This window comes from Zooshikella harenae (assembly GCF_018837975.1).
Taxonomy (GTDB): Bacteria; Pseudomonadota; Gammaproteobacteria; order Pseudomonadales; family Zooshikellaceae; genus Zooshikella; species Zooshikella harenae.
Genome location: NZ_JAGSOY010000011.1, coordinates 48,471 through 72,124 on the forward strand (window position 1 = coordinate 48,471; position 23,654 = coordinate 72,124).

18 protein-coding genes are annotated in these 23,654 nt (G+C 37.9%); 9 read left to right on the forward strand and 9 right to left on the reverse strand.

What is annotated here, in order from left to right; translation table 11 throughout:
- Positions 1-232 precede the first annotated feature (232 nt).
- The 4 genes from speD (at position 233) to aguB (ending at position 4,492) form a co-directional block, all read left to right on the forward strand.
- On the forward strand, positions 233-700 hold the full coding sequence (gene speD, locus KCG35_RS07065) for an adenosylmethionine decarboxylase (RefSeq protein WP_215818979.1): 468 nt from the start codon (positions 233-235) through the stop codon (positions 698-700).
- Between the two features lie 22 nt (positions 701-722).
- Complete coding sequence (gene speE / locus KCG35_RS07070; protein WP_230409068.1) at positions 723-1,604, forward strand: polyamine aminopropyltransferase; 882 nt, start codon at positions 723-725, stop codon at positions 1,602-1,604.
- Between the two features lie 106 nt (positions 1,605-1,710).
- The gene (gene speA, locus KCG35_RS07075; RefSeq protein ID WP_215818980.1) at positions 1,711-3,615 is read left to right on the forward strand and encodes a biosynthetic arginine decarboxylase; all 1,905 of its coding nucleotides are present in this window, start codon (positions 1,711-1,713) and stop codon (positions 3,613-3,615) included.
- Positions 3,616-3,622: 7 nt separating this feature from the next.
- Positions 3,623-4,492: an N-carbamoylputrescine amidase gene (gene aguB, locus KCG35_RS07080; RefSeq protein WP_215818981.1), complete on the forward strand. Its 870-nt coding sequence runs from the start codon at positions 3,623-3,625 to the stop codon at positions 4,490-4,492.
- A gap of 100 nt (positions 4,493-4,592) precedes the next feature.
- Here the strand turns inward: aguB and KCG35_RS07085 are convergent, their stop codons facing one another.
- On the reverse strand, positions 4,593-5,204 hold the full coding sequence (locus tag KCG35_RS07085) for a c-type cytochrome (protein ID WP_215818982.1): 612 nt from the start codon (positions 5,202-5,204) through the stop codon (positions 4,593-4,595).
- A 477-nt stretch (positions 5,205-5,681) separates the two neighbouring features.
- Between KCG35_RS07085 and yihA the strand changes: the two genes are divergently transcribed.
- A complete protein-coding gene (gene yihA / locus KCG35_RS07090; protein WP_215818983.1) occupies positions 5,682-6,323 on the forward strand; it encodes a ribosome biogenesis GTP-binding protein YihA/YsxC in 642 nt (213 codons plus the stop codon).
- Between the two features lie 246 nt (positions 6,324-6,569).
- Here the strand turns inward: yihA and polA are convergent, their stop codons facing one another.
- Complete coding sequence (gene polA / locus KCG35_RS07095; RefSeq protein ID WP_215818984.1) at positions 6,570-9,296, reverse strand: DNA polymerase I; 2,727 nt, start codon at positions 9,294-9,296, stop codon at positions 6,570-6,572.
- A gap of 667 nt (positions 9,297-9,963) precedes the next feature.
- Between polA and KCG35_RS07100 the strand changes: the two genes are divergently transcribed.
- Positions 9,964-10,254 (forward strand): DUF2782 domain-containing protein, encoded by a 291-nt coding sequence (locus KCG35_RS07100; RefSeq protein ID WP_215818985.1) that lies wholly within the window; start codon positions 9,964-9,966, stop codon positions 10,252-10,254.
- 23 nt (positions 10,255-10,277) lie between these two features.
- Positions 10,278-11,264: a homoserine kinase gene (locus KCG35_RS07105; RefSeq protein ID WP_215818986.1), complete on the forward strand. Its 987-nt coding sequence runs from the start codon at positions 10,278-10,280 to the stop codon at positions 11,262-11,264.
- 53 nt (positions 11,265-11,317) lie between these two features.
- Here the strand turns inward: KCG35_RS07105 and KCG35_RS07110 are convergent, their stop codons facing one another.
- Entirely contained in the window at positions 11,318-12,163 is an 846-nt protein-coding gene (locus tag KCG35_RS07110) for a substrate-binding periplasmic protein (protein WP_215818987.1), read from the reverse strand.
- 922 nt (positions 12,164-13,085) lie between these two features.
- Between KCG35_RS07110 and KCG35_RS07115 the strand changes: the two genes are divergently transcribed.
- Complete coding sequence (locus tag KCG35_RS07115) at positions 13,086-13,946, forward strand: VPLPA-CTERM sorting domain-containing protein (protein ID WP_215818988.1); 861 nt, start codon at positions 13,086-13,088, stop codon at positions 13,944-13,946.
- A 531-nt stretch (positions 13,947-14,477) separates the two neighbouring features.
- Positions 14,478-15,383: an IS630 family transposase gene (locus KCG35_RS07120; RefSeq protein WP_215819023.1), complete on the forward strand. Its 906-nt coding sequence runs from the start codon at positions 14,478-14,480 to the stop codon at positions 15,381-15,383.
- 64 nt (positions 15,384-15,447) lie between these two features.
- Here KCG35_RS07120 and KCG35_RS07125 read toward each other — a convergent pair whose 3' ends face one another.
- The 6 genes from KCG35_RS07125 to creD all read right to left on the reverse strand — a co-directional run bounded on the left by KCG35_RS07125 (position 15,448) and on the right by creD (position 23,512).
- Positions 15,448-16,239 (reverse strand): tetratricopeptide repeat protein, encoded by a 792-nt coding sequence (locus tag KCG35_RS07125; protein WP_215818989.1) that lies wholly within the window; start codon positions 16,237-16,239, stop codon positions 15,448-15,450.
- Between the two features lie 71 nt (positions 16,240-16,310).
- Entirely contained in the window at positions 16,311-17,057 is a 747-nt protein-coding gene (locus KCG35_RS07130) for a hypothetical protein (RefSeq protein WP_215818990.1), read from the reverse strand.
- Positions 17,058-17,139: 82 nt separating this feature from the next.
- Complete coding sequence (locus KCG35_RS07135; protein ID WP_215818991.1) at positions 17,140-18,156, reverse strand: hypothetical protein; 1,017 nt, start codon at positions 18,154-18,156, stop codon at positions 17,140-17,142.
- Between the two features lie 27 nt (positions 18,157-18,183).
- Positions 18,184-19,167: a hypothetical protein gene (locus KCG35_RS07140; RefSeq protein WP_215818992.1), complete on the reverse strand. Its 984-nt coding sequence runs from the start codon at positions 19,165-19,167 to the stop codon at positions 18,184-18,186.
- Between the two features lie 98 nt (positions 19,168-19,265).
- Positions 19,266-21,887, reverse strand: a complete 2,622-nt coding sequence (gene tssI / locus KCG35_RS07145) for a type VI secretion system tip protein TssI/VgrG (RefSeq protein WP_215818993.1) — start codon at positions 21,885-21,887, stop codon at positions 19,266-19,268.
- Positions 21,888-22,183: 296 nt separating this feature from the next.
- The gene (gene creD / locus KCG35_RS07150) at positions 22,184-23,512 is read right to left on the reverse strand and encodes a cell envelope integrity protein CreD (RefSeq protein ID WP_215818994.1); all 1,329 of its coding nucleotides are present in this window, start codon (positions 23,510-23,512) and stop codon (positions 22,184-22,186) included.
- Positions 23,513-23,654 lie beyond the last annotated feature (142 nt).

Genomic DNA, 23,654 nt, shown 5'->3' on the forward strand with positions numbered 1-23,654 from the left:
TGAAAAAAGATTTTATTTGAATATAAGTGTTTTCGTTAAGTATTAATCTATCTTTATGAAGTAGCCTGCAGTCGAGTTAAACTCGGCAAGTTGACTGGTGGGGTAGATACTCAAGATTGCTTTAACTGAAAACTGAAATTCACATAAGAAGGTACCTATGGTTCTAAAGGTTTAATGGTGCACAGTTAGCCGCTTAATGCTCTGTGCACATAACTGACTGGAGTTTGTTTAAATGCGAAACACGCTTACTCATGCTCAAGTTGTACCTGTTACAACTGATAGCTGGCCCACCCACGAAAATCTTCACCCAGAATCCATTCTCTCTCAAGACCATTTTATTACGCGAGATGGTGTTACATTTGCGGGTTCTCATCTAATTATCGACTTATGGCAGGCTACCAAGCTTGACGATCTTCAGCTCATGGAGAAAACACTACGTGATGCTGTTGAAGTCGCAGGTGCAACACTGCTTCATATACATCTTCATCACTTTACTCCTAATGGGGGTATCTCTGGTGTTGCTGTCCTGGCAGAGTCACATATCAGTGTTCATACATGGCCTGAGCGCAATTTTGCTGCGTTTGATGTATTTATGTGTGGAGATGCTGAGCCCCACAAAGCAATTCCCATACTAGAGCAGGCTTTTAGCCCTTCACGAACAGATATTAATGATTTGATGCGTGGCAAAGTCTCTAAGTAACGCAATGCGCTAGGAATTCGAAATGTTGACCAAAATAGACCAGAGAGAGACTTATCTGGAGACTCTGCACAACCATTATTTGCAGGGATTTGTTGTAGATAAGGTTTTATTTGAAAACAAAACAGATCACCAACACCTTATTATTTTTGAAAACAAGGTGTTTGGTCGAGTCATGGCATTAGATGGAATTATTCAGACCACAGAAGCGGATGAATTTATTTACCATGAAATGCTGGCACATGTACCCATTTTGGCCCATGGTGATGCAAAACGTGTATTGATCATTGGTGGCGGTGATGGAGGGATGTTGCGTGAGGTGTTAAAGCATCCTCAGGTTGAACATGTCACCATGGTTGAAATAGACCAGCAAGTAGTTGATATGTGTCGAGAGTATTTACCTAATCACTCAAAGGGTGCGTTTGATGATTCACGTACACATTTAGTGATTGCAGATGGCGTTGACTTCGTAAATACGACACAAGAGCAGTTTGATGTCATTATCTCCGACTCAACTGATCCCGTTGGGCCAGGTGAGGTTTTATTCAGTTCGCGTTTTTACGATGGCTGTAAGCGATGCTTGAAGGATGGCGGTATTTTAGTCACGCAAAATGGTGTGTCATATATGCAGCTAAGCGAAGTGACCACTACCTATCAGCGTTTAACACCTTATTTCAAGGACGTAAGCTTCTATAGTGCAGCAGTGCCTACTTATATTGGTGGGATTATGACCTTCGCGTGGGCTACAAATAATACTCAGCTACGTGCACAGTCATCGGCCGATATCGCAAAACATTTTAAGGCCAGTGCTATACAAACGCGCTATTACAACCCTGAAATACACTGTGGGTCGTTTGCATTACCGCAGTATATCCATCAGGCGTTGGATGCAATAGCTGTAAAATAAAAGAGCTAGGGTCTTTACCCAAGAACCAAGAGTGAGTGCGCTTCAAAAACGATTGTGCGTTCTGCGTACTCAACCCCATTCGCCTTTTTTTATTAAGGGGCTTGCAGTGAACAATGATTGGACTGTGTCTGATGCACTAGACACGTATAATGTACAATTTTGGGGTAATGGTTATTTTTCGGTGAGTGAACAAGGAGACGTTGTTGTTCACCCGACTAAGGAAAGTTCAGTTAATTTAGCCGAACTCACCACTAACCTTCAGCAGCAAAATACCCGCCTACCAGTGCTTGTGCGCTTTCCTGATATTTTACAAAACCAAGTACATAAGTTGTGTAATGCATTTAATAATGCAATAACACAGTATGATTACGGTGGCGATTATGTTGCCGTTTATCCTATTAAGGTTAACCAACACCGCCAGGTTGTTGAAGGATTGCTGGCCAGTCAGGCAGAAACCAGTGTCAAACAGCTGGGCTTAGAGGCAGGAAGTAAAGCTGAGTTATTAACCGTCCTGGGTTTTGCGGCAGAAAGTAACTCTGTCATTATCTGTAATGGCTATAAAGATCGGGAATACATCCGACTGGCGCTGATTGGTGAGCGCATTGGTCATCAAGTTTATATTGTCATTGAAAAGATTTCAGAGTTAGACCTTATATTATCAGAAGCCGCTGAACTGAATGTCACACCACGTATTGGTGTTCGGGCAAAATTGGCATCACAGGGTAAAGGTAAATGGGAGACCTCCTGTGGTGAAAAGTCAAAGTTTGGTTTATCTGCAGCTCAGGTGCTTGATGTCGTAGAACGACTTAAAACTCATGATGCCCTTCATTATCTTCAGTTATTGCACTTCCATATGGGCAGTCAAATAGCGCATATTCGTGATATCCAGTCTGGATTACGGGAATGTTCACGCTTTTTTATGGCCCTTCATCAGTTGGGCGCGGCGATTCAAATAGTGGATGTTGGGGGTGGATTAAGCATTGATTACGAGGGAACACGCTCACAAAGTAACTGCTCCAGTAATTATAATATGCAGGAATATGCGAATAATGTGGTCTATGCGTTCAGCACAATTTGTCGTGAACATGACATACCACACCCGCGTTTAATTTCTGAATCTGGCCGGTCACTTACTGCTCATCATGCGTTATTAATCACTAATGTGATTGGGGTTGAAGCACCTAAAATTACCCAGCCGACAGAGCCTGAATCCGATGCCCATCAACTCTTGCATAATATGTGGCATGACTTTTCAACACTCAGTCAGCGACGAAATGATCGTGCTTTGGTTGAAATTTACCACGACACGCAAGATGACATGGCTGAGGTTAATTCGCTCTTTACTCATGGTGTAACAACGTTGCAAGAGCGGGCATTGGCAGAAGAAATACACTTCGCGACGTGTGCACAGTTGTTAAGGTATTTAAATCATCGAAACCGTGCTCACCGTACGATCATTGATGAGCTCAATGAAAAACTGATGCATAAGTTTTTCGTTAACTTTTCACTCTTTCAGTCTTTGCCTGATGCCTGGGGGATCGGACAAATATTTCCTATTTTGCCACTTTCAGGACTTGAGCAGGCGCCTTCTGTACGTGCAGTTATTCAGGATATTACCTGCGACTCTGATGGTGTAATAAAACAATATGTGGATGGCCAAGGCCTAGAATCTACATTGCCACTTCCTAATTACCAGGCAGATAAACCTTATTTACTGGGTTTTTTTCTGGTGGGGGCATATCAAGAAATTCTGGGTGATATGCATAACCTGTTTGGCGATACTGACTCGGTCTCTGTGCATATAGATAAACAGGGTAATTATCAGGTTGATCAGGTTAAGCACGGTGATACGGTTGAAAACATGTTGAAGTATGTTGATCAGCTGCCTGATGCGTTAATGGCTTCATATCAAAGGCAGTTGGAGCAATCTAACCTTGATGCTGAAGAGCAGGCGCGGTTATTAACCGAACTGTGTCAGGGAATAACGGGTTACACTTATTTAGAAGAGTGATTAAGCCATGAGTCGCTTGGTGACATTTGCTGCCATTCAAATGGCATGCAGTAATGAATACTCTGAAAACGTTGAGCATGCTTCAACTTTGGTGAAAGCTGCAGCACAGCAGGATGCGCAAGTTATTCTGCTACCTGAACTTTTTGTTGGCCACTATTTTTGTAAAGAGCAAAAACCTGAGTTTTTTAAGCAAGCTCAATCAGCTCAGAATAGTGACTTACTTAAACACATGTCTAAGTTGGCTAAGCAACATAAGGTTGTTTTGCCTATCAGTTTTTTTGAGCGTGCAGGGCAGAGTTATTTTAATTCGTTAGTAATGATTGATGCCTCGGGTGAGATCATGGGGATCTATCGTAAAAGCCATATACCGGATGGACCTGGCTATCAAGAGAAGTTCTATTTTTCACCTGGTGATACTGGGTTTAAAGTTTGGGCTACTCAATATGGATCCTTAGGTGTGGGTATTTGCTGGGATCAGTGGTTCCCTGAAGCTGCTCGTGTGATGGTATTACAAGGTGCTGAGGTACTACTTTACCCAACTGCGATTGGTGATGAACCACAAGATCCAACACTAGACTCTCAAGCCCATTGGCAACGTACTATGCAAGGGCATAGTGCGGCTAATATGGTCCCCGTTATTGCGGCTAACCGAGTAGGCCAAGAACCTGCCACATCGTTTAGTTCTACTTATTATGGAAGCTCTTTTATCACGGGGTATACAGGAGAAGTGTTAGCTCAGGCAGATCGAGTGCAGGAGCATACGGTTATCACAACCGTAGATTTAGATGAGGCGGCTTTAGCAAGACAAAGCTGGGGATTGTTTCGTGACCGTCGTCCAGAGCTGTATGGTGCAATCAATAGCTTTGATGGACACTAAAAGACAATCACTGTATTGATCTCCTAAAAAATAAACCCGGCATTAGCCGGGTTTATGCTTATTAAGATTGATGTGTGATCTGAAGTGCTAGTAAAAACAGTTATCTTAAACCTTGTACATAACTAGCGACGGCATCAACCTCTTTATTACTAAGCTTTTCTGCAATAGTGCGCATGATCTTAGAATCACCATCATTGGTGCGCTCACCTTCACGAAAAGCTCTAAGTTGTTTGGCTGTATAATCTGCAAATTGACCCGATAAATGTGGAAAGCCCGCTAGCTCGTTACCTTTACCTGTGGGTGAGTGGCAAGCTGTACAGGCAGGAATGCCTTTATCTTTATGGCCTGCACGATAAATGCGTTCACCTAAGGCAACTTTATCTGCCTTTGTTGCTCCAACAGGAGGTTTTTGTGAAGCGTAGAAAGCTGCAATGTCCGCCATATCCTGCTCAGATAAACTAGCTACAAAGCCAGTCATTTCAGGAATATCGCGTGCACCTGACTTAACATCCACAAGCTGTTTAAGCAGGTAGCGTTGTCCTTGTCCAGCAAGGTGAGGAAAGGTTGGGGCAGCACTGATGCCTGTGGCACCATGGCAAGCAGAACATACCGCTGATTTTGCTTTTCCTGCCGTGACATCACCTTCAGTTGCGTGAACTAGACCCGTTACCCCCATCATCAATATGCAGCTAAAAAAAAGTACTCTTTTCATCAGCTAATCCAGTACCAGCAAGTCGTAGTGTTTATTTATCCCTATAATGCAATTACATTACAGGTCACCTTGTTTTATTGATCTCACCTGCTCTGTATGACTATGGCTGTATGGCGTGTTAAAAAACTCACACAACAGCTGAATTGTACCCCTTGCGGTGAGGTGTTAAGCGGAATTGTCTGTATTTGACAATCTTACCAAACGACCATATTGCTGAGGGCATAGCTTGCAGGAAGTCGAATAATACGCGTAAATTACATTATTTTATAGTGGCTTACGCCTTGGCGAGTGGATTATACACTAATCTGCAACCTAACGGGAACGTACATACAACAATGGTCTACTAATAAGCATTATATTTCAGGATATTATTCAGCTATGGAGTAGTAATTATGCTTAGGATAAGATCAATAGAATATGCTATACCCTTCGCTGTGGGTATATAAGCTTTAAATTTTGTTATCAACTGAGAAAAGCATGAGTTCAGAACAACCTCAACAAACCCTGAATTTTGAGCAAGTCACTTTTATCAAAAGTGCAGCTAAGCTATCACAATGCCCTGAGGATAAAGGTCGTGAGGTTGCGTTTGCTGGACGGTCCAACGCAGGAAAGTCCAGTGCATTAAATGCACTCACTGGCTCAAAAAAGTTGGCGCGTACCAGTAAAACACCTGGTCGTACTCAGCTAATCAATTTTTTTGCGCTTTCAGAAACGTATCGCTTGGTGGATTTACCTGGTTATGGCTACGCCAAGGTACCTGAGGCAGTTAAAGCCGAATGGCAGAAGCATCTTGAGGATTATTTACAAAACCGTGACTCACTGATTGGCATAATACTGCTGATGGATATTCGTCATCCATTAAAAGAGTTTGACCAAATAATGCTGGAATGGGCTGAGTACTACCAAAAACCGGTCCATATTCTGTTAACGAAAAGTGATAAGCTAAAATTTGGTGCTGCCAAACAAGCTGCGTTGAAGATTCAGCGTGAGTTAAAGCCTTTTGGTAACCTCGTTTCGCTACAGTTGTTTTCTTCTTTAAATAAGATGGGCGTTGACGAGCTAAAAAAGCAGCTGTCTACTTGGCTGTTAGATGAAAAAATAATTAATGTAGAACAATAAAAAATACTCCAGTTACTTGGGGGAGATCAGTAACTGGAGCTTTCATAGACTCCGCTAACTTGGGGGCTTAACGGAGGAAGTGCCAACACTAAACACATAAGGAGTAGTTAAGTCAGTCATCACGACCGCTTAATTGTTAAGACTGAGCGTGTTGGTAGAAGTTCCTAGTTTTTGTAAAAAAATATTTCCCCTGATAAACGGTATAAAAATGCACCAAATTCGATGCTTTCTACAAAGAAATGCCCTTTAGTGTGCTTCATCCCAGTTATTACCAACCCCAACATCGACCAGTAATGGAACATCCAACAATGTGGTTTTTTCCATAAGAGACTTAATGTTCTCAGTGAGAAATGCCACTTGCTCTTCTTGAACTTCAAATACAAGTTCATCGTGAACTTGCATAATCATTTTGGCATTGACTTTTTGCTCAGACAGCCACTGATCAACAGCAATCATCGCTTGTTTGATGATATCTGCTGCTGTGCCTTGCATAGGTGCATTAATCGCGGTGCGTTCTGCTGCTTTACGTTGCAAAGCATTGCGTGAACGTATTTCAGGCAGATACAAACGGCGGCCCAATATCGTTTCAACATAACCTTGCTCTGCAGCCTGCTCGCGTATTGACTCCATATAATTCAGTACGCCAGGATAGCGCTCAAAATACAAATCAATATATTCTTGGGCTGACTGCCGAGAAATACCTAACTGCTTTGCCAGCCCAAAGGCTGACATGCCGTAGATCAGACCAAAGTTAATTGCTTTAGCATTACGCCGTTGGTTATCGGTGACTTCTTTATGAGGCACACCAAAGACTTCTGCTGCAGTCGCTTTATGTACATCCATACCATGAGCAAACGCACTTTTTAAACCGCTGTCAGCAGAAAGATGAGCCATGATACGTAACTCAATCTGCGAGTAGTCTGCTGAAACAATTTTGTAGCCTTTAGGGGCAATAAATGCTTGGCGAATCCGTCGGCCTTCTGCAGAACGAATAGGAATATTTTGTAAGTTAGGGTCAGAAGATGAAAGACGTCCTGTTGCAGTGACGGCCTGATGGAATGATGTGTGAACACGGTCAGTATGTGGGTTAACCTGCTCTGGAAGTCGATCAGTATAGGTTGATTTTAACTTACTGAGACCACGATACTCTAAGATAAGCTTGGGCAGAGGGTAATCCAGAGCAAGCTCCTGTAATACAGGTTCTGCTGTAGAGGGTTGGCCTTTAGGTGTCTTTTTAATAACAGGTAACTTGAGCTTTTCAAAGAATATTTCTTGTAACTGTTTTGGTGAGCCCAGGTTGAATGTTTGACCCGCAGCATCATAGGCTTGTTGCTCTAACTCAGCAAGTCGTTTAGCAAGCTCTTTTGACTGTTTATTCAGCAGAGCACTATCAATGAGGGCACCATTACGTTCCATTCGTGAAAGCACTGGGATCAGCGGCTTTTCTACAGAATCACATAACGAAGCCAATTTGGACTCGGCCTCTAACTTGGGCCACAGTGTATGATACAGTTGCAGCGTAATATCAGCATCTTCTGCTGCATAAGGTGCAGCTTGCTCAATACCAACCTGGTCAAAGGTAATTTGTTTTGCACCTTTACCAGCAACATCTTCATAATGAGTGGTTTTGTAGCCTAGATATTTTAACGCCAAGCTATCCATATCATGTCGTGTTGCGGTGGAATTCAATACATAGGATTCCAGCATAGTGTCAGCCGCAATACCTTTTAGCTCGATATCATAACGCGCTAAGACACTCATATCGTATTTAAGGTTTTGCCCAATTTTTCCTGGTTTTTCAGCTTCTAGCAAAGGCTTTAATTGGGTAAGTACCCAATCACGATCTAACTGATCAGGGCAACCTGGGTAGGTATGAGCAACGGGGACATAGGCAGCTTCACCAACCTGCACCGCAAAGGACACACCGACAATTTCTGCCTCCATATAGTTTAAGCTGGTGGTCTCAGTATCAAATGCAATGATCGGTGCTTTTTTCAACCGATCTAACCAGTTTTGAAAATCTTTTTGGGTGAAAATAGTGTGGTAGTCAGCAGGAGCCTGCTTGTTTTCTGGCAGAGTTTCTTGTTGATTACCAAGAAGTTCTTCCAGCCAGCCTTTAAACTCCAGCTGGGTGAAAAGTGTTACCAGCTCCTCGTTATTAATATCATCTACTTTAAGTTTTTCCAGGGAGAAGGGAAGGTCAACATCCGTTTTGATCGTTGCTAAGGTTCGTGATAAATAGGCTTGCTCTTTATGCTCTTCAAGCTTTTTTGCCATACTTTTTGAGCCACGAAAACTTAATTCAGCAATGCGTTCTAACTGTTGATAAATGTTATCCAGACTACCAAGTCCCTGTAATAAAGCGAGTGCAGTCTTTTCACCTACACCTGGTACGCCTGGTATGTTATCAACTTTATCTCCCATCAATGCAAGGTAATCTACAAACAGTTCAGGACCAAAACCATACTTTTCCTGAAGGCTTTCGATCGTTGTTGTACGATCATTCATGGTGTTAATCAATGTAACATGTTTGCTGACTAGCTGGGCAAGATCTTTATCCCCAGTTGAAACAATGACCTCAATACCTTTTGTTGTTGCTTCGTTAGCAAGCGTGCCAATAACATCATCAGCTTCGACGCCATCAATAACCAATAAAGGTAGCCCCATTGCTTTTATAATGCGGTGAATTGGTTCAATTTGCACTCTAAGCTCGTCTGGCATTGGCGGGCGATGGGCTTTGTAGTCAGCATAAATATCATTGCGGAATGTAGGGCCTTTTGCGTCAAAAATGACCACTACTGAGCTACTTGGATAGTCCTTTTGTAAGCGGCGAATCATGCTGATGACACCGCGAACAGCACCTGTTGGCTCTCCTGATGAGTTGGTCAATGCAGGCATGGCATGATAAGCCCTAAATAAATAGGAAGAGCCATCAACGAGAACAAGTGGTTTTTTGGGCGTTTTTGTGGTCATTGATTCAATTAGCTATCTCTAAAAATGGATAAGGAGAGTACAATAAAATGCATCGATGAAGTGTATATACTCTTCGCAATAGGGACATATTGTGGCATACACTGAATGAACTGCAAAAGAGCTCTAGTTTACGGAAGTAGAGGAAATATAATAGACACACAGTGTGTTATAAGGCATTTCATGGGGTCATAACTCATGTTGCTTTCCATTAACATGGGATTATATCTTTCTCACCACATGTGTAATATCAAAAATAATATCATTGGCATAAATTAATCTTTGCTGAAGTGTTTTTCATTTCTGAGATATACCCTTCGCTATAGGTATATTATTTGTGATAATGAGTTATACCCATGGCTTTGGGTATAACTCATTGAGTGCAGAATGTGATAAGTACTTACGTGCTTTAATTTTGAGTTGATAATATTTGTATTCAAACGTTGATGTAGTCAATGATCGTCGTATTATTTAAGAGCTTGTTAACAGTACAGCGTTGAACAGTCAGTGACTTAGTCTACAGTAGGTGACGTTTATAAAGTGATGCGCTTATACTCATAGCTTGTCCTTGTTTATTCGTTGAAAAATGAGGTAGGAAAGGAAGCTAGTGGTTTGTGGATGACATTCATGTCACCCTACAGGAACATCAATGCAACTTCTGGGGTAACCTATGAAACGTTTACTCATTAAAGCTTTACTTGCGCTGTGTTTTACTGGGGCAGTGAATACTTCGGTCATCGCTGAAGATGAAGCGATAAGACCTGATAATGATGTTGTTATTCGTGAAAGTAAGGATAAAATTATTCATGAATACCGTCACAATGGCTTTGTGTACGCAATCAAGGTTGTACCTAAGGTAGGCAAGCCTTATTTTCTAGTAGCCGCTGATGGTGAAGGTAATTTTATTCGAACTGATCGCCCTGAGATGCTTATTCCTTCATGGAAAATCTTAGAGTGGTAAGCAAAAAAAATTGAGCAGTAGTTATGTCTGTCTATACACACCTGAGCCAAGCTGAAGTTGAACATTTTATTAGTAAATACTCATTAGGGGAATTAGTACATTATGAGGGCATAGCTGCTGGGGTTGAAAATACCAACTATTTTGTTGACTTAAAAAGCAATGGAAATATAACGCGTTATGTTTTGACTATTTTTGAGTATTTACCACATAACGTAATGCCGTTTTTTGTCAGCTTGACGGATCTGTTGGCTGATAAAAATCTGCCTATTCCAAAGTCATTGCGAGATGCTTCAGGTCAAGCACTGCATGATTTACATGGTAAGCCCTCGTTATTACAGGTGTGTCTTGCAGGAAAACATAGCCCTATTCCAACTAATGAGCAGTGTCATGCCATTGGTGAAATGCTGGGTAAGATCCATCAGGCGGTATCTGGCAGTTCGCTTAAGCAAGAAAATCAACGAGGAATGGCGTGGATAGTGACTCAAATTGAGCGCTTGACACCATTGGTTTCGTCTAATGATGCTGAGTTACTGAATAAGCAGTTAAAACGCTTTCAACAGTTTTTTGATACAGTGAATATTCCACAAGGTATTATTCATGGTGACTTATTTCATGATAATGCACTATTCACTGGAGATTGTATTACAGGCATCATCGATTTTTATAATGCGTGTTATGACTATTGGTTGTACGATATTGCGGTAACAGTTAATGACTGGTGTCGACAAGATAGTTTAGTACTTGATGAAGTTAAAACGATTTCTTTATTAAGAGCTTACCATGACGTGCGGTCATTTACTGATGAAGAGCGAATGGCCTGGCCAGTGATTTTGCAGTTTGCTGCATTTCGATTTTGGGTTTCACGGTTAATCACTTTTGCTCATCCTGAGGAAGATTCTTCTCACAGTACGGCAGATAACGCCGTGGTCATCAATAAAAACCCAGATGAAATGCGCGACCTCATGCTGAGTCATTGTGATAATGCTCATTTGCTCGTCTTGCCAAGTTAAGTGACTTTCATTGCTGTGGGCAAATGCTGCCCACAGTTATTGAATAGCGAATATTATTTCACATACCGCTCTAGAATAGTTTGCATTCTTCCAGATCGGCGTAAGTCAGTGAAACCCTCATCTAAAATACCCTTTAACTCATAAGCATATTCGAATTTTCGGGATATCAATAAGTAAAAGGGATCTGAGTGTCCATGAGGAATAGGCATAGCTTTAATATCGCCTCTGCTTAGAAAGTCTTCACCTATGCTGGTAAAGCCAGACAAAATTTCATAGCGAGCTAAAAAAAGATCGCACCGGTTTTTTAAGGTTAAAGAGATGACCTGATCAAATTTTTTAGCAATCATATTAATATCTTCATTACGAATGCCTTCCGCGAAACCGGTATAGTTATAAGAATGTAAACCACATACTTTATAGCTCAAAAGTTCCTTCACTGAGCTTATATCTGGTGGACCATCTGGATACCTTTTTGTTGAATAGAAAAATTTTGGTGTTATTGAATAGTAAGATTGAGTGAACAGAAAACGGATCTTCCTTTCATCACTATAAGAAGAGCTTAAAGCCACTTGATAGTTAGTGTTTTTTTCCGCTTCAAGTAGGCAGCGTTTCCAGGGAGGGAGAAAAAATAGAGCTTTAATTTTATGCTTGGATAAAATTTCAGTAATGATATCTACATCATAACCTGTCACTTCCTTGGTCTTTTCTCCATCTACTCGTTTCCAGAAAGAATAAGGAGGCCACTCTGCACCGTCTCCACAGAAATGTATTGTTTTTCCTGTTAAGTGCGTTTCTTGAGCGATTGCACTTATTGAGGCTGTTGAGGCAATTAAAAACAATGTTCTTAAGAAAATCATCTTTTGAGAACTACCTCCAGAACCTCTTTTCAAAATGCCCAAAAGCGTTGTATACCTATATCTCAGGATATATACAGTGCTATTAATGTATAAAGCAGAAGACCGCTGTATTTAAACAAATAGTCATTCCATAACCCATTCTTTTTATTGTTGAAATGAGTTACTTATAAATTTTAAACCATAGATGACACCATTGCGTATTATTAATAAAAAATGTCACCATTTGTTCCTTGATTTCATCTTTAATCCGTACCACCTACATGTATGATCAATAGTTTATCCGATCTAAGCTTTTATATTGATAACCATAGTGAAATATATATACCCATAACGAAGGGTTTTTAGGGGCGGCTGTCGAGCGATGAAGCCTCAGGGGTTTATGTGTAATAAATAACTGGGGTGGCAGTTAAATGCTTCTGCATTAACTGCATTCCCACCATCCTTGGTGGTCAAGAATGCTGACAACAAACTCTAAAAATGATTCGTGAAGGGTGTACATAAAAATATGCTGGTTTTGTGATAACGTATTTTTTGGTAAGTGTTAATGCTTAAAAAATAGCTTTAGGTGGCAGTTGAATTAAGTGTGGTTAAGCTATACCAATCGTGATTCATTTTCAGGAGTAATAAAATATTATTCTGTCAGTTATTTTGTCGGTATAGATGTTAATTTATTATAAACAGCCACCAATTTTGTTGTTTATATTCCTGGCATAAAGTATGCCTTCCTATATTTTGAAATAAGATTGTTTTCCTGTATATCGCTACTTTACTATTGCCTGCATTATCTATTCAGATTGTTATTAAGAAAATGTGTGGGGAAGAAGTTGTTGATTTATTTTGTGGATAAACCACTAATATTAACAATTTGATACGTTTGATGGGAATTAAATTTAAAGTTTTTAACAGGAAATCAAATCATTGTGTATAAGAAATATGATAAAAATTCTGAAATTAGGTTTTAATTATGAAAAAAGCGTTATTGAATATCGCAATTACTATTACATCTGTTAGCTTTCCTTTAATTGTTAATGCAGTTCCCATCGAATCTAAAGATGTATTTTGTGATGGAGTAAAATGTGGAACAATGGAAATAGATAAATATGATCCTTATAAAACGATGTGGTTAAGTGGCGTTGAAATTGATGGTCAGTTTGTGGCAACAAAAACTAATAGAGAATATCATTACCTTCAATCACTTAATGTGTATGATGACCCTACTCCCAAAAAATACCATGATGGGTCAAACCTTCCTGTTCCGCTTGTTGATGCTCCTCCAGGAGGTTATCAAGGTGATCCTTTTGACTATCGTCCTTATTATGATGAGTCTGAATTCCCCACTTTTTATGACAAACCCAGCACGTTTATGCTTGATGCAAAGGCAGAAGCAGATAAAAAACTAGAGTTAGAGTTTGAAACTTGGTTAATATGTTTGATTAGTGAAAGTTTGGGGGATAATGCAACGACTGCAAAGGATGACACATACCAAGTTGCGCCATTACTTGGGTGGTTGTGGGGATATGAAATTATTTATGATGATATAGGTATGATAGGGGTTGATGAGTTAGTAGATTTTACTGTCACAAAAACAAATTTTGCTTGGAAAATGCCAGATCCTTCGGATGATTGGAAGACAGCACTCACTCAAAAGTATGGGAACGTACCTAACCAGGACTGGTTTAATGTAGCAACTGCAGAATGTAGTGACTGCTTAGATCCAACACCTGTGCCTACACCGAGTTCATTTTTACTCATTTTATTAGGGTTAGGGTGGTTTGGTGCTGTTATGGCTCGTAAACGTAGGGATAATATTTTATTTGAAGTTTAATTGAACATAAACAAAAGGGCACCGCTAAAAATACATTTTTTCTGTGGAATCTTTGTCAGCGTTGTACTCATGGCTCTGCTAGCACTGATAAATACTTGAGGCTGCTATCGCTAAACATGCAGTAGCTGTTTAGCCCTCATGTATTCTTTATACACCTTGCTCTCACAAAAAAATCACTATTTTCAGAGGTGACCATATGAAGATATCGTTATAACTAAACTTTTTTGTGTCTTGAATGCTGAAAATAGCGGTTATTGTAAAATTTAAAAAGATTAATTTTTTACTAAGTGAGTGCTGTAAACTTTTACAAAGAACAAAGCACTGACATTTTGTTATATATACCCGTAGCGTTTGAGAATTAGGTTTAATCTTTTGATTTAACGATGAAAATTGTATATCCTTTGTGACCATGAAAGGATTTTGGCTAACCGAAGAAGAATTAAAGGAGTTACGCATAGCTCACAGGGCTGAGCGCAATCGTAATGCAGCGTATAAAATCAACTCAGTAATTTTCTCGGTAGCGGATGGAAACTGAAACAAGTCAAAGATGCATTACTCATCGATGACGAAACCTTGCGTTCTTACGTAGAAAAATATAGATCAGGTGGCGTTAAAAAACTGCTTGAAACAAACTATCAGGGCCGCCTCAGTCATCTTAATAAATCTCAATGCGAACAATTAAAAGAAGAATTGGAACGTAAGATTTATCTTACGACATATGCCGTTATTGAATTCATAAAAGAGGCTTTCGAAGTTCAATATTCACCAAGCGGGATGAGAGATTTGCTCCATCGCTTAGGTTATGAATTCAAGAAACCCAAACTGGTTCCAGGCAACCCTGACGTAGAGGCACAGGAGACGTTTGCGGAGCAGTATGAAGCATTTATGAGTACTAAGCCAGTGGATATAGAAGTTCTATTTCTTGATGCGGTTCACCCTGAGCATAACACGATGGCGGCATACGGCTGGATTAAAAGAGGACAAAAGCGGCCATTACCAACAAATAGTGGTCGCCAACGACTCAATCTTCATGGAGCAGTGAATGCAGAGACGATGGAGATGACGGTGATTGAATCAAACACCATCAATAAAGAGTCCACTGTTCAATTGCTTTCCATGTTGGATAAGAAATACGAAAGTGCTAAACAAATTGTTGTCATCTTGGATAATGCTCGATATCACTATTCAAAAGAAGTGAAACAACTCGAAGAAGAAAGCCCAAGGTTGAAACTGGTTTATTTGCCTCCTTATTCACCCGAACTGAATTTAATTGAACGGGTTTGGAAGTCTTTTAAAAAACAAGTGCTCTACAACAAATACTACAAAAACGTTTGTGAATTTAGAAAAGCAGCGATCAATTTTTTTAGCAATATCGATCAACACGCCCGTGCGTTAAAGTCACTACTTGATGGTGGTTTTGAGAATATTTACACCTAAAACTCAAACGCTTTGGGGATATATCACTGGTTTTCACAGTTAACACCTTTAGTATATAAAATGATTATGCATTACAATCATCTTGATATCCTTTAAAAATGCCAAATTTATCAGTAGAGATTTCTATGTCAAGTAAAACATTTTTTTTGATAATGAATCTAATTTCTCCACTCAGTGAGTCCAGCTTATTATTTTTAAATTCTATGCTTAATGTATTACCATCAATAGAGTATATAGCTGGTATTCCCTTTGACCAAACAGAAGTTTGACTTAAAGCATCAAATTTATAAGTCTTTAATAATACATTGCTTTCATTTTCAAAAATAAGTTTTGCCACAGGAAAAACACCTATAGTTTGCGCATGCCATGTGCCAACTTTGTAAAATAAATCAGATATTTTTTCTAGCTTGATATCGAAAGTAACATATTTATAAAAATAGCTATCCCTTATGTTATCAAAATCGCTGTCATTTTTCAGACGTTTCCTTCGACCAGGGTCAAGTTGAATTGATCGAACTAGGTGCTTTTCCATGTTTTCTAAAGTATGATTATAACAAGGGTCAGAAACAGTCTTTTGGTCGAGTAAGGCAAGAGTGGATGCGTAGTTGTAATGAGCAAGAGCATAGTTGGGTGAAAGTAGTTGAGCGCAGTAGAAATAATTTCTAGCTTTTTTTAAATGACCTTTTTTATACTCCCTCAAACCTCGGGTATTCAATGCTTTAGAAGCATTATAAGTATCATGTAGAAATTTATTTTTACTTGCTAACGCTTTACATTGCGCTATGGATAAATCATTTGTTAAGCCTTGAGTACTGACAGCGATAAACAACAGCGCTAGGATTTTGTACTTAAACATAATATTAGGTTATATTATCAGAGGTAAATTAGTCATTAAAAATTAGTATCCATATTGATATATTAAATGGATTACCATACAGGAGTAGCTGAACCTATTTTAAGTATTTTTAGTTTTTGTTCGTTTCCTTCTATTTCGCTAAACCATATTTCTCCATTACTTAGCGATATTCCATCACTATTACAAAATAAGAAAAAAGTTCTCGCTGGTTTTAAATTAGAAATTAATTCATTTGTTATGATCAGTTTAGCATTATTGATAAACTCAACCTTGTTTTTAATGTGTATATCCAAATTCTTTATTTGAATAGGATATCTTAAATTATTGGAAAGCCAGTTATAGTCTTGATGGATAACTGCATTCTTGATGTCATTGGCAAACGACTCAATTTGTTCGTCAGATAAGGTGGATGAATATCTTTTTTTGTTAATGGCGCTTGTTGAACTAATATGACGTAACTTGAACGCTAACTTGCTGTTAGTTTTTAAATTATGCCAATAACCAACTATTACTCCAGAATTGTCGTTAAAATCTGAAGAAATAAACTTTGCACTGATGGAACTTTTATAGAGTTCATTTATTTGAATATGTTGATCATTCCAGTTTCCACTTAGCTTTATTTTTTTGCCGATTTTATCATAAACATAATCTCCTGTAAGGGTTCCATTCTTCATAGGTAATATAGATAAAGTGATTTTATATTTATTATCAATAAGACCCTCATAATTGTTATACATAGCAACATCAGGATTGTAACCAAATGTATATGAGGATAAAGTAACCCAAAAAATAATGACTAGTTTATATTGAAAACGCATATTTTGAAATCCACTTAAGTCTTGCTATGTTTAAAATTTAATCAGGGGTTGATTCTATGAATTGTTATCATCTGTTTTAAATTTATTCGATAAAATGATGTTTATTCCAATATAGTTTTTTGATAATTGTAGTTTTATCAACTTCTATATCGTATTCATCATATTCATTAACTTTATAAGCATAAACGTTAAGTGTTGTTCCATATCTAGGTAATTCGTAATAATATTTGTTTTTATCAAAACCATTAATTAAATCTTGACTTATATCTTTCCATTTGCCATTAATTCTTGTCAGGAACATAACATCAGTAATACCCATTGTAAATTCTTGTTCAATCGCAAGAATTGGAGATGAATTACTACGATTGAATTTTACAAATTTAATATAACACAAAGTTGCATCCCAACCACCGTTAATTTCTAGATAACCATTTTTAGGGTCGAAGATGTTAGTATATTCGCTATGTGGGGAGATTAATTCCCATAACTGATGTTTATCAAATCTAACTGCTTCTAGATAGTTCTCTGGTAAATTTAGAATCATTTCGTAAAGAGAGTTATATTTAAAACTAGGTAAATTAACCATATAACGTTTAACTATTTTCTTTGCTTCTTGAAAGTCTTCGATATTTCTTAATTTTTTATTGACCTCATGCCAATAACATCTTGTAGATAAGGGTGATCCTCTTAATGCAATAACTCGTTTTTTAGGGTATGTATTATTGCTTGGTAAGTGTAACGTTAATCGAATTAATAATATATTATCAATATGGTCAACTTCTGTGTTTGTGAAAGTGAATTTATTAAAAAAAGTATTATCTAAATTTGAAACATAGTACTTCCCATCTTTACTCGCTTTGAATTCAAACCATGCATAGTTTTTCTCATTAAATTTAAAGAAGACTAATGTCCCTTTGGCTTCTCCTAATGAAACATTTTTATGAATATTTATTATTTTTGCATTGCAAGGTAGAAGTGTTACTAATGAAGTTTGGTTGTTTCTATATAGTTGTATTGGAAGGTCATGTGCATAGTTAGTACATGCGGCATGACTAACTATGCTAATCGAAACAAAGATTAATAATATAAATATTTTCATCGTGTAAGATAAATATCTAAATTTTATTTATAGCTTAATAAATATATTGCTTTTCCACTTGTATTTGTCGTGGTTGTTGAGATTTATTATATTTCCATTGCTATCAATTTCGTATTCGCTATTTCCAGACAGACCTATGGTTTCAAGATTTATTCTGAGTAATATAGGCATTTTTTTGTCTATTATAAATGCGTTTAAACTGAATAAATCTTCAGTTATTACTAAATTATTGTTTTTAAGTTTATATGTGGCATATTTTATTGCGTCGTTTTTTATGTTTAAAGTTGATAATTTATCGGTTTTTATTTGGTTTTGTTCTAGTTTGGTAATGTCACTAAAAGCCGAATCATCCTGACAAAAAATAATGTTGTTTGCTATGGATTTAACTATTTTTAAACTCAACGTGTCATTTGGTTTGAAATTTGTTATTTTTAAACAAGAAGTATCGAACGTCTCCCAGGATTCATGTGGTATATCAACAACTGATTTGGACAACGTTTGTTGAGGAGTTATTTTAACTTCAATATTTTTTGTTTGAACTCTACCAGAAAGTATTTTTTCATATCCATTGCGAAGAAAAAATGCTATTATTTTTTCTTCGTCGTTTATTGAATACCCAATCGGATGTTGATAAAATTTTGTATACTGTAAACCTGGCTTTATAAAATCATTAATATGAATACTGGGTTTTCCAATAGGTTTGTTTGTCGATTCATTGATGCAGTAAAGTCGACTATTAGCGCCTGTTATCGAGTTAATACAAATAACTCCATGTTTTCTCAGAATGTTATAAGAGTCACCAGAGTACTTGTTATTTATTTTGTATAAGCGATCACTAACCTTAATGAGTTTCCATGAGTCTGTTTCTAGTTTATTTGCTAGTTGCTTTTGTTCTATGATCCCCATTCCTTCTGAATCAAGTTGGAAGTACTTATTAGGTATTGTTTCTATATTAAATGAACTTGCATAGGAGAAAAATGGTGCAATTATAAGTAATAAAATAGCTCTCATTAATAATTCCTTAAGCGAGAAGTTCTAGCGGTAAAACTAGTTTAAAGTATACTAAAACTATACTTATAAATTTATTAAATTTTGAATTGTCAAAAATCCTACATTTTACATTTTACTTCATTCTTATATTTTACCCATTCTTGTGGGTTATCTACAAAATATTTATGACATGGTTTTCCTGTTACATCTTGATGTAGGTATAAGTCACTATCTGTCAAGTTGTATTTCTTGAGTAAAGAGGATGCTAGAGAAACAAGAGAATCCCAAGTAGCCTGAGTCATTTTCCCGCTATTATCTATGTGACAGCATTCTATTCCTAAAGTATGTGCATTTGGATAACTACCTAACTTGGCTTGAATTCCTTTTTGGTATCTTTTAGCTCCAACATGATAGGCGACTTCATTGTCAGGAATAGCCTTTATTATTTCACCTTCTAAGCCGACAACGAAATGCGCTGAAGCAAATCTCTTTTCTTTTTCTATGTTATTAAAATAATCTCTAATTCTTTTCGCTGTTGCTTTGGGGGCTGCAACCCAGTGTATGACAATTCCTTTTACATCTTTAAGTTTAGTTCCTGGCCTTGAGTAGCGGTTTAAATGGATAATGTCTTCTATAATATTAACATCACCTATTCTACTATGTGTGGTTTTTTGTTTGTGATATGAACTATTTTGGCCAACTTTATTAGTTTTAGCATTTGAACTTTTTCCTGAACCTTTAGGCTGTTGATTTGGTTTGTGTTTCCCTTTCTTTTTACCTTGACCAGCAGGAGCAATAACAACTTTGTCATTTGCTTCATCAGCTTGTTCTGGCGCTTTTTCTTTAGAAGTTGTGGTTTTAGTGGCACTACCTCCGGTATTCATACGCACTGTTGGTCCGTTAATTTTCACGCCAGAGGGATCGAGTGTGAAGTAGCTAGTTGAACCAGATACTGATATTCGCATCCCAGCATCAAATACAATTTTACCTGCTGATTTTATATGAATTTCTTTTCCGGCTTCTCGGTTATAATTATTTGCTGCTTTTTCCGTATAATTCTGTTTTACGGTAATGTACTGATCATTCCACAAGTCTTCTTTCCAGGTTCCATTTATACTCTCGCTGAGAAGTTGTTTTATATGAATATGGTTTTGTTTATCCACAACCAGATGTCTATCTCGCAATACTCTGAGATCTTTATCGTTTTCAATTTTTATATCCTGGTCGCGTTCACCATGAATAAAAATTTGTTCTTTTGATTTTTTATCTTCAAAACGTAACTCATTAAAGCCCTGACCACCTGGCGTACTGCATGTTTTCACTACGGTTTTAGTTTTTTGATCAGGTAGTTTATAGGGTGGTTTGTTACGACCGTTGTACAGTACACCTTTAATTAAAGGACGGTCTGGGTCTCCATTGACGAAGCTTATTAGAATTTCCTGGCCAATTCGAGGAATCTGAATGGCTCCCCATGAGGTGCCAGTCCAGGGTTGTGCTACGCGTATCCAACAGGATGATTTCTCGTTAGATTTACCATCTTTGTCCCAATTAAACTGTACTTTAATACGGCTGTATTGGTCAGTGTAAATTTCTTCACCTGCGGGTCCCGTTACAGTGGCGGTTTGTATGCCATGAAAACGATTACGTTTGTTGATGGTTGGCTTGGGGGGACGTGCTTTGAACTCAACATTGTTGGGAATACATATAAAGTTTGATGAGTAACCACTTGGGCCACCATTTGCGCCTTCTTCTAACGATTGGGGTTGAGCACCAGAATGGTTGACTGCATAGATTAAGTATTCTTGATTGAATACGGGGTTATTGTGCTCAGTGAGTTTAAAAAGCTTACCTGCAGTTAAATAAACACAGTTGCTTTGTCCTTCCCCAGTTTCCTTTAGTGCTTGAAAAGCTTTAAGTTGTGTTTGTGCTTGTTTTTGTCCTAAATCGGGTTTTTGGAATAAACCACCATGGTGATAAACCTCGAAATCACCTTCATTTGTTTGTTCACTGATTTCAAGTTTAAGGCTCGGTTTCGTAAAATTATAATCACGAACAGTAATTTTATTGGGTTGAACTTTGCTGCTAAGGCTGAAATCATAAATTGTGTAATCGCGTTTAATTAACCCTGTATGTCGAATATAAGGTATTTCAGGTGTAATAGGGAGGCGTTTAAAAATATATTGTGTATCACTGATGATTAATACATGTCGGTCTTGCTCGAATGTAAAGTGATAATGAAGTCCGTCTTCAGCCAAAATTCGGTTGAAAAACTCAAGATCAGTTTCAATGTACTGTGTTGTGTACGTACGCTGTGGTAGAGAACCAGAAATTTCTATTTTAAAATCATTGCCTTCTTGTAACCCAGCATCGGTTAACAACGTTTTTATGATCTGTGAAGCATCCTGTTGTTGAAATATCTTCATTTGAGAACGTTGTTCCAGCCACCAGAGTTTAGGCGCCAGCGTTATGCTATAGCTGGCAAAGCGACGTCCAGTATTAATAAGTTCAATATTGACAATTAAACCGTGTACATACCGGGGAGCTTCTTCTGCACTGAAGGTGAGGCAGGCAGGCTTGTTTACCAAGGAACTCGTCGATAATTCAAAATTTGGACAGGCTACCGCCACCGTAAAATAAAACGGAGATGAAATTTGCTCTCTTCCTTTAAACTCAACGACGCGAAACTCATCATTACAGCCTTCGACTGCAAACATAAACAGACTTGAGTTTCCAAGACCCATGCTACTCCCTTACTGTAAAAAACCGACAGGAACGCTATTATGCGAATAGAATGATCAATACCAAAGCGGCAACTGTGGTAGATATGCAATCGCAAGTTATTTTTATGTAATTATGAGAAAACCTTCATGTTGGAATGGGAAATTTGAACGGCAATGGTGATGAACTCATGAGGGAAGGCATCAATAAAACGAGAGAAGTATCTCTAAGTGATATCCATGTAAACTCAACAAAATAAAAAGGAAATGGCAAACATGTAAAGAAAACTTTAGATGTTTGCCGTTGTTTAGTTTAAGTGCTATTTCTGTATTTTACTGTTAAGTAATTCGTTGCCTTTGTTATTCCAGTCTATTTTTCTAGTACAGTACATCACTGTTGATAATGCGAGAAATAAGCCGACTGACCCAAGTAATAGGGAGTAATCACGTTCTTGTAGCAGTGTATATAAGAAACCGTAGAGACAAACAAGAATAACACCCAATAAGAGCGCCCGGAATGGGGTTTTTAATACAGACCAGGCATAGCTGGTAATCATCAAAATAACACTACTACTGGCGAGTATGTAAGCAGCGATAAAGCCAATATGTTCGGCAAGTGCGAGTGTTAACAGATAAAACATACATAAACCGGCACCAATGAGTAAGTACTGAATATAGTGGACGGTTAAACGACCCATTGCTTCCCATAACCAAATAACGATGAAGGTGAGTGCAATGAAAAGTAAGTCATATTTGATGGCACGATGAATTTGACGATACACGTCTGTTGGGGTCGTTAGTTTCACACCCACAATACTATTGGCAAGCGCTTCAGTGAAATCATTAGCATCATTCCAATATTGAGGAATGTTTCGACTTAAGAAGGGTACCTGCCATTGTGATTGGAACTCAGTATCAATGATATTACGTTGTTGAGGTAGCCAGTTTCCTTGAAAACTTGGATCAGCCCAATTACCACCAATCGATATGGTTGATTCATTCCCTACAGGCGCAATGAAAAGCTCATTGGTTCCGTTGAATTTAAGTTGAATATTATACGTATAGTTTGTAGCTGCATTCTCAAGTTGTAGTGAGCTGTGTAAATATTGAATATCCCCAGGAATATGTGGACTACCAGGCTGTAAATCTATTGAGTGGTTATTCCACTGTAATTTGCCTGAGATAAGTGCTTTACTGTCATTGAGTTTAAGAGCAACAATTGCTTTATCCCACTGTAAGCCATCAGGTGTTGTTTCAGGAAGTTGAAAATGCCCCTTTATAGATACATCGGCTTGATAAACAGGAATTTCATATAAACTTCTATATCGCTTTTCTATTGATAAATTAGCTATTGTAGACATAGATTGGGGCAATATGACATACCAATGATGTTCACTGATTACTTTGCCATTCTCATTATTAACATGGTGTGTGGTATAAGGCACATAAATGCTTGGACCAAATAAAATCTGGCTATTTCCCCATTTACTTGCAATTTCTGCTGCTGTTTGAGCTTTTCTAGTCTCGCGTTCATAGACCAAATCACTGATTTGAAATAACGGAATCTGCAAAAGCAGAACTAAAATACTGAGGATAAATATTCTTAAGAGCTGGGACTGTTTTAACCACTGTTGAAAGGTTGTTGGCATAAGAGAATTATTCCATTAAAACATGTATAAAATGTGCATTAAGTGTTTATATTAAAGGGGGACTAATAGTACTTAATGCTTGATAATTGTATTTTGTAAAAGTGAAAATTTACGTTAAAAATATGCAAAAATGAAGATGAAA

Bases quoted from the DNA above. Each gene is read 5' to 3' on its own strand.
- speD (WP_215818979.1), top strand. From the start codon at position 233: ATGCGAAACACGCTTACTCATGCTCAAGTTGTACCTGTTACAACTGAT.
- speE (WP_230409068.1), top strand. From the start codon at position 723: ATGTTGACCAAAATAGACCAGAGAGAGACTTATCTGGAGACTCTGCAC.
- aguB (WP_215818981.1), top strand. From the start codon at position 3,623: ATGAGTCGCTTGGTGACATTTGCTGCCATTCAAATGGCATGCAGTAAT.
- KCG35_RS07085 (WP_215818982.1), bottom strand. From the start codon at position 5,204: ATGAAAAGAGTACTTTTTTTTAGCTGCATATTGATGATGGGGGTAACG.
- yihA (WP_215818983.1), top strand. From the start codon at position 5,682: ATGAGTTCAGAACAACCTCAACAAACCCTGAATTTTGAGCAAGTCACT.
- polA (WP_215818984.1), bottom strand. From the start codon at position 9,296: ATGACCACAAAAACGCCCAAAAAACCACTTGTTCTCGTTGATGGCTCT.
- KCG35_RS07100 (WP_215818985.1), top strand. From the start codon at position 9,964: ATGAAACGTTTACTCATTAAAGCTTTACTTGCGCTGTGTTTTACTGGG.
- KCG35_RS07105 (WP_215818986.1), top strand. From the start codon at position 10,278: ATGTCTGTCTATACACACCTGAGCCAAGCTGAAGTTGAACATTTTATT.
- KCG35_RS07115 (WP_215818988.1), top strand. From the start codon at position 13,086: ATGAAAAAAGCGTTATTGAATATCGCAATTACTATTACATCTGTTAGC.
- KCG35_RS07125 (WP_215818989.1), bottom strand. From the start codon at position 16,239: ATGTTTAAGTACAAAATCCTAGCGCTGTTGTTTATCGCTGTCAGTACT.
- KCG35_RS07130 (WP_215818990.1), bottom strand. From the start codon at position 17,057: ATGCGTTTTCAATATAAACTAGTCATTATTTTTTGGGTTACTTTATCC.
- KCG35_RS07135 (WP_215818991.1), bottom strand. From the start codon at position 18,156: ATGAAAATATTTATATTATTAATCTTTGTTTCGATTAGCATAGTTAGT.
- KCG35_RS07140 (WP_215818992.1), bottom strand. From the start codon at position 19,167: ATGAGAGCTATTTTATTACTTATAATTGCACCATTTTTCTCCTATGCA.
- tssI (WP_215818993.1), bottom strand. From the start codon at position 21,887: ATGGGTCTTGGAAACTCAAGTCTGTTTATGTTTGCAGTCGAAGGCTGT.
- creD (WP_215818994.1), bottom strand. From the start codon at position 23,512: ATGCCAACAACCTTTCAACAGTGGTTAAAACAGTCCCAGCTCTTAAGA.